The sequence below is a fragment of the Qipengyuania sp. L-5Y genome (genome assembly GCF_056859455.1).
The window spans coordinates 161,318-174,826 of sequence record NZ_JBSXOM010000031.1 but is presented as its reverse complement, the minus strand read 5'-3'; the positions used below and the strand labels follow the sequence as shown (position 1 = coordinate 174,826).

At 62.0% G+C, this 13,509-nt stretch carries 9 protein-coding genes and 1 pseudogene; 6 read left to right on the top strand and 4 right to left on the bottom strand.

Annotation, left to right across the window (positions count from 1 at the left end; translation table 11 throughout):
* Positions 1 to 132: 132 nt before the first annotated feature.
* Genes AC13F2_RS11730 through AC13F2_RS11710 form a run of 5 tightly spaced genes read left to right on the top strand, consistent with a single transcriptional unit; the run spans position 133 to position 10,443 of the window.
* Entirely contained in the window at positions 133 to 1,761 is a 1,629-nt protein-coding gene (locus tag AC13F2_RS11730; RefSeq protein WP_230279128.1) for a type IV secretory system conjugative DNA transfer family protein, read from the top strand.
* Complete coding sequence (locus tag AC13F2_RS11725) at positions 1,758 to 2,177, top strand: NYN domain-containing protein (RefSeq protein WP_230279129.1); 420 nt, start codon at positions 1,758 to 1,760, stop codon at positions 2,175 to 2,177. Before AC13F2_RS11730 ends, AC13F2_RS11725 begins: the two co-directional genes overlap by 4 nt.
* A gap of 9 nt (positions 2,178 to 2,186) precedes the next feature.
* Complete coding sequence (locus tag AC13F2_RS11720) at positions 2,187 to 8,003, top strand: hypothetical protein (RefSeq protein WP_482965305.1); 5,817 nt, start codon at positions 2,187 to 2,189, stop codon at positions 8,001 to 8,003.
* Positions 8,003 to 8,716 carry a hypothetical protein gene (locus AC13F2_RS11715; RefSeq protein WP_482965304.1) on the top strand — a complete coding sequence of 238 codons (714 nt, stop codon included), beginning with the start codon at positions 8,003 to 8,005 and terminating at the stop codon, positions 8,714 to 8,716. The genes AC13F2_RS11720 and AC13F2_RS11715 overlap by 1 nt, the downstream gene beginning before the upstream one ends.
* An 8-nt stretch (positions 8,717 to 8,724) precedes the next feature.
* On the top strand, positions 8,725 to 10,443 hold the full coding sequence (locus AC13F2_RS11710; RefSeq protein WP_482965303.1) for a hypothetical protein: 1,719 nt from the start codon (positions 8,725 to 8,727) through the stop codon (positions 10,441 to 10,443).
* A 268-nt stretch (positions 10,444 to 10,711) separates the two neighbouring features.
* Here the strand turns inward: AC13F2_RS11710 and AC13F2_RS11705 are convergent, their stop codons facing one another.
* Both AC13F2_RS11705 and AC13F2_RS11700 read right to left on the bottom strand, forming a co-directional pair.
* Positions 10,712 to 10,921 (bottom strand): hypothetical protein, encoded by a 210-nt coding sequence (locus tag AC13F2_RS11705; protein WP_050599068.1) that lies wholly within the window; start codon positions 10,919 to 10,921, stop codon positions 10,712 to 10,714.
* A 14-nt stretch (positions 10,922 to 10,935) separates the two neighbouring features.
* Positions 10,936 to 11,133: pseudogene (locus AC13F2_RS11700) on the bottom strand (plasmid stabilization protein); the annotation flags it as partial.
* Positions 11,134 to 11,385: 252 nt separating this feature from the next.
* Between AC13F2_RS11700 and AC13F2_RS11695 the strand changes: the two are divergent.
* A complete protein-coding gene (locus tag AC13F2_RS11695) occupies positions 11,386 to 11,883 on the top strand; it encodes an MgtC/SapB family protein (RefSeq protein WP_050599070.1) in 498 nt (165 codons plus the stop codon).
* 87 nt (positions 11,884 to 11,970) lie between these two features.
* Here AC13F2_RS11695 and AC13F2_RS11690 read toward each other — a convergent pair whose 3' ends face one another.
* Together AC13F2_RS11690 and AC13F2_RS11685 are read right to left on the bottom strand one after the other, a co-directional pair.
* Entirely contained in the window at positions 11,971 to 12,762 is a 792-nt protein-coding gene (locus tag AC13F2_RS11690) for an SDR family oxidoreductase (protein WP_348110743.1), read from the bottom strand.
* 121 nt (positions 12,763 to 12,883) lie between these two features.
* Positions 12,884 to 13,501 carry a flavodoxin family protein gene (locus AC13F2_RS11685; protein ID WP_348051876.1) on the bottom strand — a complete coding sequence of 206 codons (618 nt, stop codon included), beginning with the start codon at positions 13,499 to 13,501 and terminating at the stop codon, positions 12,884 to 12,886.
* Positions 13,502 to 13,509 lie beyond the last annotated feature (8 nt).

The following is a 13,509-nucleotide window of genomic DNA, read 5'->3' as shown; positions in this document are numbered from 1 at the left end:
TTTTATTTTCTTTACTCTCCGATCTGGGCGCTTAGCACATCAACTGAGGATCAGTCCGACCGCACCGCTGCCGACAAAAGCGGTCATGGGGCGAGGTCTTTCTTGCGGGGATGAGGGAAGTAGACATCTACAATGCGCGATGACGCTAAACTCCCCACCAAACTCTCACCTGATGGCCTGCTGATCGGCTATTCGCTCGAGGCGGATAAACATCGTCCGGTTATGGGTTTTCAGTTTGGTGAGGCGATCGAGGACGAAGATCGCGACGATGACATGCTCGAACCGGTCTTGCATACTGGAGACGGTCATCTGATCACGCTCGCTCGGACCGGAGCGGGCAAAGGCGTGGGCTGTATCATTCCTGCTCTTTTAAGATATCCCGGACCGGCCATCGTCATCGACCCCAAAGGCGAGAACTATCAGGTCACCGCACGTCGTCGCCGCGAGCTGGGGCAGAAAGTGCTCTTGCTCGATCCCTTTGGAGTGACGGGAGAAGAAACAGGGGCGCTTAATCCGCTCGACCTGATCGATCACCGCTCTCCAGAGGCGGTCGACAGTGCCGCGCAACTTGCCGAGCTGATAGTGACCAAGCAGCACACGCAGGACCCGTTTTGGGACAGCCGAGCTTATTCACTCATTACGACCATGCTACTCTTCGTGGCCTCCGGAAGGCCGCCTGTTCTGCGCAACCTGCAAGAGATGCACTACCTGCTCAATCAGACAAACGAAGATATGGACTTCACTTTCAAGGAGATCCTAAAGAGCCCGCTTCCCGCTGTCCGGCAGGGCGGTTCAATCAAATCGACCGCCGAGGCAAAGGTTTGGGCCTCGATCTTGTCGACCGCGCAATCGCACACCGATTTCCTGCGTAGCGCCGGGGCGCAAGCTACGCTTGGCCGCTCGACGATTGATCTTCAGGCGATCACTCGTGGCGATCCAATTTCCATCTATGTTGTGGTTCCGCCCGAAAAGCTCGAAAGCCACGGCAAACTCCTCCGCCTATGGATCGGAGTCATGATGGCGGCCATAACCCAGCGCTCGCGGCGTCCCGAATTGCCGACATTGTTCATCCTCGATGAAGCCGCGCAACTCGGCCCGCTCAAGCAACTTCGTCAGGCGATCACGCTGCTTCGGGGGTATGGCTTGAGAACCTGGAGCTTCTGGCAGGATCTCAGCCAGCTGCAAATGCTGTACCCGCACGATTGGAAGACTATGATCAACAACTGCGAGGTGTTGCAGGCCTTCGGGTTCGCCAATGCGCGCGTCGCCCGCGATGGTGCCGAGCTGACAGGTTACGAGGATTGGCGCGTCCTTCAGGATCTCGAATTTCCTGAAATGGTTCTTGCAATAGCAGGGGACAAGCCAGTCATCGCGCGCAAGCCCAACTATCTCGAAGACCCCGCATTCGTGAGCCAGTTCGACGATAACCTGTTCTACAGCAAGACCCCGCAGGACCGGCGGGAGACGAGGGCGCCCACCCAGCCCGCGAAACGTGGAAGCCTGGCTGAGCTGAAGCGGCAACGGGCTCGCGAGAAGGCCGAAGCGGCGCTGGGGCGACAGCCTTCCGCAAGCGAGGTGCTGGACGCCAAATTCGACCTGTCAGGCCCAGAATTCACGCCCCCGGAAGACATCCCTGACCCCTTCGCCATGCCGGACGATGACGGTCCCCATAATGGCACCGATGATGATGATCGCATCGGGGAGGACGACGGGAAGCGCGGTGCCCCGGACGACGATGCCAGCGATGGTGCGAAACCTTGATCGACAAGGAAGAGAACCCGGTCGCGGTGGGCTTTATCGACGGACAGAACCTTTTCATGCAGGCGAAGCGTCTGTTCGGCTATCGCACACCCAATTTCGATCCGTTCACGCTCCATCGCGAGATCTGCGAAGTCGCGGGTTTCGTGCCCGGAGCGGTGCGCTTCTACACCGGCATGCCGTCGGCGCGGCGCCAGCCCCGCTGGCACGCCTTCTGGTGCAACAAGACGCAGGCGATGGAGCGCATCGGCGTGAATGTGACTACGCGCCCCCTGCGCTACCGCAAACGAAGCATCTTCGATGACGACGGCGATGTCGAGTTCATGGTTCAGGCAGAGGAAAAGGGGATCGATATCCGCATCGCGCTCGACCTTGTGCGGATGGCGAGGCGGGCCTGTCTGACTGACGGACCACAGTGAGGAGAAAACATGCAAGTTGATCGTATCTTCCTCAGTTCGACCTTCCTCGACTTCGCTTGGGAACGCGAGTTCCTCAACACCGAGCTGGTGCCGGCACTGAACGAGGAGTTGCGGAGTGAGGGACGGGAGATTGACCTGCTGGACCTGCGCTGGGGCGTGTCGCGCGATGCCGGCCTAGATAATCATGCGGTCGATATCTGCATGGCCGAGATCCGCCGCAGTCGCGCGTCGGGCGCACGACCCTATTTCCTCTATCTCGGCAGCGACCGGCCCGGCTGGATCCCCCTGCCCCGCCTGCTCGGCGAAGCGGATCATAGCGCCATCCTCTCAATCCTCGGCGAAGAGGATGACGAGGCCGTCAGGCTGTTCGATGAGCTCTACCGCGCCGACGCCAATTTCATCCAGCCCACCCGCATCCTGCGTAATCGCGAGACTTTCGAGGATATGCAGGGCCTCAACTGGACGCAGGCGGAGGAGCGCATCCGCAGCGTAATCGATGCGCATCTCGATCGCCTGTCGCCCGACCTGGCGCAACGCCTGTCGACGCCGGTCACGATGCAGGAACTCGCGCTCGGGCTCAGTCTCGTCGACGGGGATGCCGAACGGATCGGCGCGATGTGGCGAAGCGAAAAAAGCTCGCTGTTCGGACGCATGGCTAAGGCGAAGTCTCCGCACGATGGCCGCTGGCGCCAGCGCGTCGAGCGCATGTTCGCCGACAAGGGCGCGCGCATCGAGAATCTTGAGCGCTCGGGCGACGGCGACAAAGCCTATCGCGCCGCGTTCGAACAATGGGCGCGCAAGGTTCTGCTGCATGCCTCCAGCGGACACGATGCCGCCGAGAGCGCAGTTGATCCGACTGCGGGACCGGCGGCGCTCATCGAGCGTAAATGCGTAGCGCCACTGGCTGAGCGTCTCGGCCAAACGGCCGCACAGCCATTGCTGGTGTTCGGGTCCAGCGGCTGTGGCAAGAGCATCGTCGTCGATCAGCTCGTCGAGCGAATGCCGGACGCCATCGTCTTGCGTCCGGGTCGCGAAAGGCAACGGCTCGACGGCGATGGCTTCGCCCGGCTGATGGGCAGCGCTGTCGGCGACGGCGTCGACCAAAGCGGCGAAGCGTCCGAGGCTTTGGCGGCGCTGCGGCGGCGGCTCGAGCGACCTTTCTCGAGCAATGTGCTACTGGTCGTCGACGGGCTCGACGAATGCGACTGGCGCGATGTCGGCGAAGCCGTTTCGTGGATCCCGGCCGAACCGGGCGAGCGTCTCACCCTCGCCATCACAACCAGCGACGAGGGTATTCGCGACGCCTTTGCCGACATTTTCCCGCACGACGCCGTGATCCCGCTCGCCGAATTCGACGAGGAGGAAACGCGGCAGGCGATCGAGAGCTTTTTGGGAGCCGACGGGCGGCAACTGCAGCCGGGGCAATTTGCGACCCTGTTCGAAGGTCTGGGAGACATGCCCGCCAAGGCCGTCGCGACACGCATCGCCTCGACAATCGCGCGCTCGCTCTCCGACGAGGATCTGCTCCAGCCGACCGATGCGCGGCTGGAGGCATGGGTCGCCAGCTGGATCGAGCATCTCGTCGATCGCGAGGGCCACGGGCGGCGACTTGCCGAGACGGTTCTCGCATTGTTGGCGGCGGCGCGCCGAAGCGTTGCCGAAGCAACGCTGTTCGAGGCGGTCCGCGACGATGCCGCGATCATGGATTGGTTGCGCCGATCCTTCCCCGACGGAATCGCGCTGGACACGCTACCGAGAACCGCGTTTAGCAGGCTGGTCGGATCGCTTTCTCCGCTGCTGGAGATGACCGAGCGGGGTGGCGAACTGCATTACGCGTTCGTGCACCAGGCGCTGAAGCGGGCCGTCTGGGAGCGCGTTGGTGAATCGTGCGGTCAGTGGGCTCACGAGCGGCTTTTCAACCTCGCCGCCGACCGGATCGAACTGTCGAGAACAGAAGGATACGAGGAACCCTACAGCCTTTCCGAAATCGTATTCCAGGCCGCCGCCCTCGGCACGCCGTCGCGTGAAAGACTCGAAAAACAACTGCTTGATCCGCACTTCATGGCGGCCAAGACGGGGCGGGCGATGCTCGCCGATACGCTGGCCGAACTCGATGCCTTGCGCGCCGCCGACTGGCTCGGCTCGCCCGTAATCCGCCAATATGCCGAGATGATCGGCGAGGAACGGCATAATCTTGTTCGGCTCGAGGATGCCAGCGAACGAGCCCTCTACCTGCGCCAGCGCGTCGGGCGCGATTTCGCTTCGAACCCGCTGCGCGGCCATTTCCGCGAGGACGAGAGCGTCGCGCGGCTATGCTTCCAATCTCCGCGCATTCCGGGTGTGCGGGTGGCGGACGCCGTTTCGCCGCGTCATGTGAGCTTCATCCAGCCCGTTGGGCGAGACTTGGCGATCGGCCAGAAGGACGGGTCGATCAGCATTGTTGAAGGGCAGTACGGAAACCTCCGTGCGACCCTGCCCGGCCACGGCGAGATCAAGGGCATGGTGATCGTCCCGGAAAGCGGGCGCATCCTCACCTGGGGCCCACGCGGCGATCTCGCTTTGTCGAGCGTCAGCGCGGCGCGCGAATTGCACCGTTTCGACATCGGATCGGGCCCTGTCCTCGGCGCCGTACCGACCGAGGACGGAGGCTGGCTGGTCGTCGGCGGCAGCCCCCTCGCGGTACACCGCTTCGATGCGAGCGGCGATGCGCTGGGAAGCGATCCGTTCGATCTCGAGACGGGGCCATCGGTGAAGATCACGAATGACGGACTCGAGGAAGCGTGGCGCTTCAGGCCCGAGAAACTCGCATCGGCATTGATGGGACGCCGCGGCCACATGCACTTCGACCAGCAAGCCGACATCGCCAATCTGGGCGAAGGACTAGTCGCGATCTACGGCTTGCAATTGCTGGTTGTGTGGTCGGTTCGACACGGCAAGGTGCTGTTCAGCGCCAACCAGATCGAGAACGACAAGTGGGTGCCTTGGCAGGTGCGGCGCGATGGTAACGATATCCTCGTCCTGTCGAGAGGGGGCGGCCTAGCGCGTCTCGATCCTGCAGCCATCAGCATGGTGATCGAGAAGCCCGCGCGGGCTGTCGGCGGGGTGGAGCGTATCGACGATGAGCGTCTGTTGGTGTTCCGTCAGCAAGACGATGGGACAATCGCGACCGAAATCGTCCACCCGGCCACGCTCCAGGTCATCGAGCAACAGAATTGGCCTAACATTGCCGATCAGGGATTTTTTCGGCACGCGACATCGTTCATGACGCGTGGCGTCACACCGCTTGGACCGCTCTTGTTGGCATGGAGTGCGGAAGGTCATTTCCTGCTCGATCATGCGAGCGGCGAGATAGCGCAAATTTCATTGCGCGAGATGGCCCTCTCGCTGATCTCGGGCCCGCATCTGCCCGGCAATGCGGCGATATTGATCAACAATGGCAGTCCCCAACTGCTGTTCGCCGATGGCCAATCACTCGATCTAGAGCCTTTGGTGTCGGACATCGCTACGTGTACCGATCTCGGGGAAGGGCGGGCGCTGTTGACGCTCGAGGATCAACGCGCCGTCCTCTGGGACGCCGACGCCACCATCCGCTGGATCACAGAGGACAATGACAGCAACAATCCCGCGGCGGCGCGGCTGACGGGTCAGTCGCTGCTCCTCGCCAATGGCGAGATTGTTCGCCGGGACCGCTCCCGAAACGCCGGCTTCAGCCGATTTGCGACGCTGGGCACATTTCTGTTCGGCCAGAACGGCAACGAGCCCGGTCTCGTCGTCGCGGATACCTCGGGCCCGCTGGGCGAAGTCGCGGCAGCCGGCAAGGGACGCATCGACTGCATGGTCACTGCACGCGATCCCGTTATCGGACAACGCCATCCCAACGTCGCCTACCTCGCCATCCGCGGCGATCATCTGGTTACAGGTCTCAACGGCGGAATCGCTTCGTCCATTTTCCCCATTGCCAGCGACGACAAACCTGAGGTGGAGGCGCTTGCAAGCCTCTCCCGCGTGAAGCGCATTATGGCGACTCCTGATGGCATCCTGCTGCTGCGACGGCGTTCGATCGAGAAACTCGTGCCAAGAAACAGCCTGTTGACGGACTTCGAGCGCACGACTTTGCTCGACGGCAAGGTTCTCATGTTCGACCAGCCCAATGCGCATTTCGAAGCGACCGCCTGGTTCGCGCGCCTTGGTATCGGGCTAACCGCGATCCAGGATCATTACCGGGGCAAGGGATCCGAAGCGCGCCTGTTCCAGAGCTTCGATTCGCAGAAAGGCGTTTGCGGAGCCAAGTTCATTGTCGCCCCCGAAGGCCTCGTGCTGACGACACGCGGCTTTGCCTACCGCGACGAAAAGGGGCAGTTCCAGCATCTCACCTGCGACGCGGCGAATGGCAACATTTCCGTAGAGCCTGTCGAGGGAGCCATCGCCCTGCCATTGCCGTTACGCGAGCGAATGGAGGAAATTCACGGACCGAACGATGGCGGAACCTATTGGGAAATGCCGGTCCCCGACGACCTCACCTTCACGCTCTCGCATGGCAGGCTTTCCGCCACACTCGATCACCACCGAATCACCATGCGCGACGGAGATGGCCAGCGGCCCTTCTTCTTCCCCGCCGGATACGACCTGCTCGATGCGGTCTACCATGCGGGGATGCTCATGATCCTCATCCGCAGCGAAGGCGTGCAACAGTTATTGCATTGTGGCTCTGCCGAGATCGTCCCCGAACAACTCCCCTATCGACACGGAGCGCCAGAGCGGCGCGCGCTTCGCCGGTTGGGGCTCGTCGACAAGGTCGCGGGTATGTCGCCTCCCGAAGCAGGACATGGCATGGTGTTCTCAAAGGAAAAGGAAACAGCCCACCAACGCCGCGAATTGCCCGAGATTATCGAAACCAATCTCATGACCGGGAAGATCAAGGAAGCGGAAAAGGACATGTTCCTGCTCGAAGCCCTGATCAGTGGTGCCGCGAGTGACAATTCGCACGCGACGAGTGCCGGTTTGGCCCACAGGCTGGCAGCGCTCCACCAAGTGCTTGGCGGTGAGCTGGATTTCGAAGCGTATCGCCGGGAACGCTTCGTCAGTTCTTCGACGGAAGATGCGGAGGTGTTGGTAAAGCCTTGGCTGGATGCGATCATCAGCGCAGTTCTCACTCAACCGGATGTCGCAACAAAGGTTCGGGCGAAAAACTACGCCATCCGCACCCAGATCGAGGCTGCCGGGGTGGATACGTCGTCGCAGCGAGAGCTTTCAGATCTCTTCCATCTTATCGAAAATCCGCCCTCGCCATCAGAGCCATCAAATCGGGCTAATAGCAGCACAAGGGAGCAAGAATTCATGGACCTATCAAAAACGGACATGGCACGGCGACACGATGAGGCCATCTTGCTTGATGAACAGGGTCGATGCGCGGAAGCGGAGGCGATATTCGAGGAGCTTGCGAAGGCGGGCTTTGCAGAGTCTGCCTGGTCGTTATGCATAATGCATCATGCCGGTCGCGCTTCTTCTCCATCCAAGGAAAGTGAGCGCAAGTACCTGACCATGGCTGCAGAGGGCGGACTTGATAAGGCCCGCACCAATCTTGCGAACATGCTGATGCAAGGCGAAGGCGGCCCGCAGGATCTGGCCGGAGCGCGACGCTGGTCGAAGCTGGCGCTGGACAATGGGGATCGCACTGCGGCCATGTCTTATATCGTCGCCACGCTGACCGATTCATCTTCTGACCAGAGGGAAAAGCAGGAAGCATTGGCGATCCTCAAACTGGAGGTCCGCAACGGCAATCCGCGAGCACTTGCGCTGCTGCAGCGGCTGAAAGGCGACGGCTGATGTCGATGGGCTTTCCGCCCGCGCAAGACGGTCTTCCCGATACCCCCGTCATCGCGGTGTCGGGGCATCGCCGCTTGTCGGCGCGGGCCGAAACCACGCTCGAAGAGGTGCTTGGCCGCTTGTGGCGCACGCTTGGGCAGGAATGGTCGGCGTGCGGTCGGGACGAAGCGCCGCCCCTGATCGCCAACGGACTGGCGGCTGGTGCCGACCTGCTCTTTGCGGAGACACGCAAGCGGGATTTCCCAGCCGCGAAAGACTGGCATGTTCTGCCTTGTTCACCGGCACTCTTTGAAACGACATTGTTCGACGGTCTCGAAGTGCGGCCCGATGCTACCGCTGGGCTTCGGGCACGCTATCACCGGGCGACAGACGGGGCGACAAGGCAGACAGTTATCTGTGACACCTCGGAACCGCCCACCTCATTATCCTATGCTGAGCTTGCCCGCTGGATGGTGACTGCAGCCGACGGCCTGCTCGCTTATTGGGACGGCGAGGAACCACGCGGCGAAGGCGGAACCGGGCATGTCGTCGAGTTGGCTTGCGAGCGGGCGCTTCCGGTTCTGCTTGTCACGCCAGACGGCGAGGTTCGGGGAGACGGAGCGATGGCTGGCAAGACGGATGACCTTCAGGCGCTGTCACGCGAGTTTGTCTGCATGACTTTGCGGCAATTTGATCGGCGAGAAGAATTGGCCGCCGCGCGGGCCGGGGAGTAAGAAAACGCATGGATACGGACGAACAATTGCCACCGCCCAACCTCGCCGCACGTATGGCCGTCTGGGCGACGAAGCGCGGCCATGGCAGCACGATCGGCAAGCCGGTCATCTTCCTGCTGCTCATCCTCTGCTGGTTCTCGCTGACCAGTCTTGGTGCGTGGCAGGCCAGCCCCGAGCCCGATGTCGGCCGCCGCCTCGCCGACGCGCTCTACGCTCCCTTCACCTTCCTCGCGCCCCAGGATAGCTATCTCAACCAGACGGAAAGCGCGCTCCTCACCGACCCGCTGCTTTGGTTCGGTCGCTTTTTCGGCGCCGCGATACCGGTCTACGCGATCGTCTGGGCCGCCATCGCCTGGGGACGGCGGCGCATGGCGCATGCGCTGCTCCCGCTGGCCCGCGGCCACGTGATCCTCTTTTCCGAACCCGGCGAAGGCGACGGTATCGCGCGCCGCCTCACCAGCGACGGTGAGGTCGTCATCCAGGCGGAAAGGGAACCGAGCCCCGAGCGGATCGAGGCTATGGGCAATCTCGGGATCATCCTGATCGACGCCAAATTGCCGACGGCCCTGCGCCAGTCCAATGCCGAGAAAGCGTCGCGGCTCGTCGTGTGGGGCGCGGATGATGCCGACAATCTCGCGAGGGCGCTCAAGATCGGCGAGCTGCTAACTTCGCGCCACGAAGACATCCTCGTCCGGATTGAGAGCGCGCAGATGCACCGTGCGATGCGCCTGTCGCGGACGATCCTGACACGGGACGACGCGCGGCTGCGCCCCCTCTCGCTCTACCAGGCAGCCGTGCGCGAAGTCCTCGCCGATGCGGACCTGACTGATGCCGCACATCACTTCGAACAGGAAGGGGTACATGTCGGCATCATCGGCCATTCGCGACTGCTGGAAGAGGTCGCGACCTTCGTCCTGCGGCATAATTGGTCTGTCGGCCTTGCTCCTCCCCGCATCACCATCGACCCGGCCTATGCCCTGCGCTGGGAGGGATGGTTCGAACTGCATCGGCAGGCGTTCGATGCTTTTCCGCAAGTGCTCGGTAAGGATGCCGAACCCGTGTCCCTTGCCAGCGGCCACGACACGCTGATCAACGATCCCACGCTGACGAGAATCATCATCGATCTCGAAGACGATGGGGCAACGGTCGAGGCGGCGTTCCGGATCGGCCTCCATCTCTGGCGCGCGGCGGCGCTACACTACTCGATCCAGCCGGTGACCCGGTCGACCCATTCGGTCCGTGCGCTTTATCGCGAGGGCGAGATGAATTTCGAGGAACCCATCTCTCTGGCGCTGCAACGCCATGCCGGCTCGCTCATGTCGCGCCAGCGCGACCGAGCTGCGGCGCGCAAGCACCTTACCTATGAAGAAGGCCTTCCGGACGTGGCGGACCTGCCGGCCAACAAGCCCTGGCGTCATCTCGACGAGACCTATGTGCACGCTAGTCGCGCGGCGGCCGAGCATGATCCCATCAAGAAATCGGATCTGGCGCGGCTGAGCGATTCACCGGCGGCGCAGGAGAAGATGCGCCGCAACGAGCATGAACGCTGGTCGGTCGAGCGCCTGCTGGACGGCTGGCTCCCCACGGCCGACCGGGCCGCCACTGACCCAAAGCAGCTGCTTCACCGCGATCTCGTGCCTTGGGAAGAATTAGAGGCCTCGGACAAAGAGAAAGATGCCGCGCAGGTCGATGCCCTGATCGCGCAGACGCGCAAGGACGAGAGTTAAGAAATCTAGACTTCACATCTGACCGCGTAGGAAACCGCGTCAGCTGCCACGAATGGAATGTCTGCTTTCCGGTTGAAGTGGAACTAAAGCGGACGTTCCGCTTCCGGCCCAGCAGCCGCCGTCGATAAGGCGTCCTGATTTTGGACGTTCACGGCTGCTTTCGGATCCCCTTTTAGCTGCCGATGCGGCGAATTCGAAAGCAGACGCAGAGCTGGAAACTGCCCGCGAGCTAAGGGCTGCTCGGTTATAATTCCGTTTAGCGTTCAGATCACCGCGGCTTACCAACCAGCCACACGCCTGTTTCTGCCACCAGTTCCATCGAACAGATCGGCATGCCATCTTCGTAGAGATCCGCGTGGCCGGCTTTGACCATGGCCTTGGCCTTGTCCAAAGCTCCGGCAATCGAGAGACATTCGAAGTCGATCTCTTCAATCACTGAATTGTGATCATCGCGGGCGCGCAGCTTGTAGCTATGCATCACTTGCTTTCCGCCCCGTTTTCGCGCGAACTCTGTTGGCCACCCCGGCCGGAGCCGGACTTGTTGCCGCCGCCGCTTTCCTTGTTGACGGTCGCCCAGGCGCGGCGTTCGGCCTCTTCCTGCGAGACGCCGCGGTCCTCGTAGCTCTCTTCGATGTGCTCGGCCTTGCGCTTCTGCTTGTCGGTGTATTTGTCCTTGTCTCCCTTCGCCATCACGTTTCTCCTCGTGTCGTGTCGAGAACCCGTCCGCGCTAAGAGAATACATGGGCGACCCCGCATCGGGCAAGGGTCCCACGAAGAGATTGTCTCACCTTTGCAACGGGTTGTCGTAGGAGCGCTGCCCGGCTGTCTACATAAGAAAGCATCCAACCCGGCGATTGCAGCACTCGGGTCGGTTGTCCTATCAGCTTGCGGCGAGCGGAAAGACCCATCCCGGGATCCGGGCAGAAAGCGGAGCAGCCAATCATGGAACTCAACCCTGTCACATCCCTCGAATGGCTCGATTGGGATATCATCAGCCGGCTTGGCGTGGCTGCGATTCTCGGTCTGGTGCTGGGGCTTGATCGCGAATGGCGCGGCCATGCCGCCGGCATGCGAACGCATGGCCTGATTTGTGTTTCGGCTGCGGCCATGGTGGTGTCGATCATGGCCCTGTACCATCAGCTCGACGGCCCGCGGATGGACCCCCTGCGACTGTTCGAGGCAGCCGGAGCGTTCATCGGGATAATCGGGGCCGGTCTGATCGTCTTCAGCAAGGGCCAACTCCACAATCTGACGACGGCGGCCCATCTATGGCTGGCGACCATGGTGGGTATTGCCTGCGGTGCCGCGCAATGGCCCCTGGTGGCAATACTGACCGTAGTCAGCCTGATCATGATCACGGTCCTGCGGGTTGCCGAAGACAAGTTCGGCAAGGAGGATCGCAACATCGCGCGCTCGATCGGAAGGTCGCCCGACGAATAGGCGTCCGCCTCAGATCCGCGTATTCGTCGGAGCAGCCCAAACTGGTCAGCTGCGCTGTATCGCCCCCTTACTCGGGCAGCCGGCAGATCACATCATCGATTTGCCGCCGGTAACGGCGATTGTGGCTCCCGAGATGTAGCTCGCTTCATCGCTCGCCAGCATGACGTATGGCGGCGCGAGTTCGGCGGGCTGCGCCGGGCGGCCAAGCGGATAATCTTTCCCGAATTCGGCGACGTCCTCTTCGGGCATCGTAGAGGGGATAAGCGGTGTCCAGACCGGCCCGGGCGCGACGCAGTTCACGCGGATTTTCCGGTCTGCCAGCAGTTGCGCGAGGCCTGCCGTGTAATTCTGGATCGCCCCCTTCGTGGTCGCATAGGGCAGCAGCGTGGGATTGGGCTGGTCGGAATTGATCGATGCCGAATTGATGATCGAACTGCCTTCACCCATGTGGGGCAAAGCGGCTTTGGCAAGATAGAACATCGCGTGGATGTTGGTGGCGAAGGTCCGCTCCCATTCCTCGTCGGGAATGTCCTCCAACGTCCTGAAAGTCATCTGGTGGGCAGCGTTGTTTACCAGCACATCGATCCCGCCGAAGGTGTGGGCAGCCTCGTCGATAATCGCCCGGCAATGCGCCGCATCGCTGATATCGCCGCGCATCAAGGCGCATTTGCGTCCGGCTTTTTCGACCCATTCCTTCGTTTCCTGCGCGTCGTGATCCTCGCACAGATAGGCTATCAGCACATCCGCGCCTTCGCGCGCGAAGGCGATTGCGACCGCGCGACCGATCCCGCTGTCACCGCCGGTGATGACGACCCTTTTTCCTTCGAGACGGCCGGAGCCCTCGTAGCTGTCTTCGCCGTGATCGGGCCTGGGGTGCATTGCCTCGGTCGCGCCCGGAACACGCTGTTGCTGCTCAGGCAGGGGCGGCTCGATCCGGCTGGTGGTTCCTTGTCACATGATGGTCTCCCAAGAGATTACCGAGTGTGAGCGTTCCGGGCCGTCAGGCCTTCGTCCCGGGGTAGGTGTCGCCTGCAAGCAGTTTGGCGAGATGCGCGGCATTGATCGCGCACATCTGCGCGGTCTCGGTCACCGCATCGGGGGTTTCGGCGAACTCCTTGAAGTCGGTGCTGCCCATCGCCTCGCCGACCCAATAGCAGGCCGCGCCCGCCGGGATCGTCCAGCCGGTGTCGTTGAGCGACTGGAACAGCTGCGCCGAGCTCCAGTGCGCGCCATCTTCATTGCCGACGATCGCGGCAATCGCCACCTTGCCGAAGCTCGGCATCCGGCCCTGGTCATCGGTTTCGCTGGTAAAGGCGTCCATACGTTCGAGCACGCGTTTGGCGACCGACCCGATCTGGCCCATCCAAATCGGCCCGCCGAAAACGAGGATGTCGTGGCTCAGGATTTTCTCTCGAATACCCGGCCAGTCGTCATCCTCGCCCTCCTCCGACGTCACGCCCGGCGGGACATTGTAATCGGCGATGCGGATGGTTTCGGCCAGTTCGACATCCTGCTCGGCCAAATGCTCTTTCAGCACGGCGATCATGGCGTCTGTCGAGCTTGCTTCGCCCGAAGATTTCTTGAGCGAGCAGTTCAGGGCGATGGCGGTGAGAGGCATAGGTGTTC

Bases quoted from the DNA above. Each gene is read 5' to 3' on its own strand.
- AC13F2_RS11730 (WP_230279128.1), top strand. From the start codon at position 133: ATGCGCGATGACGCTAAACTCCCCACCAAACTCTCACCTGATGGCCTG.
- AC13F2_RS11720 (WP_482965305.1), top strand. From the start codon at position 2,187: ATGCAAGTTGATCGTATCTTCCTCAGTTCGACCTTCCTCGACTTCGCT.
- AC13F2_RS11715 (WP_482965304.1), top strand. From the start codon at position 8,003: ATGTCGATGGGCTTTCCGCCCGCGCAAGACGGTCTTCCCGATACCCCC.
- AC13F2_RS11710 (WP_482965303.1), top strand. From the start codon at position 8,725: ATGGATACGGACGAACAATTGCCACCGCCCAACCTCGCCGCACGTATG.
- AC13F2_RS11705 (WP_050599068.1), bottom strand. From the start codon at position 10,921: ATGCATAGCTACAAGCTGCGCGCCCGCGATGATCACAATTCAGTGATT.
- AC13F2_RS11695 (WP_050599070.1), top strand. From the start codon at position 11,386: ATGGAACTCAACCCTGTCACATCCCTCGAATGGCTCGATTGGGATATC.
- AC13F2_RS11690 (WP_348110743.1), bottom strand. From the start codon at position 12,762: ATGCACCCCAGGCCCGATCACGGCGAAGACAGCTACGAGGGCTCCGGC.
- AC13F2_RS11685 (WP_348051876.1), bottom strand. From the start codon at position 13,501: ATGCCTCTCACCGCCATCGCCCTGAACTGCTCGCTCAAGAAATCTTCG.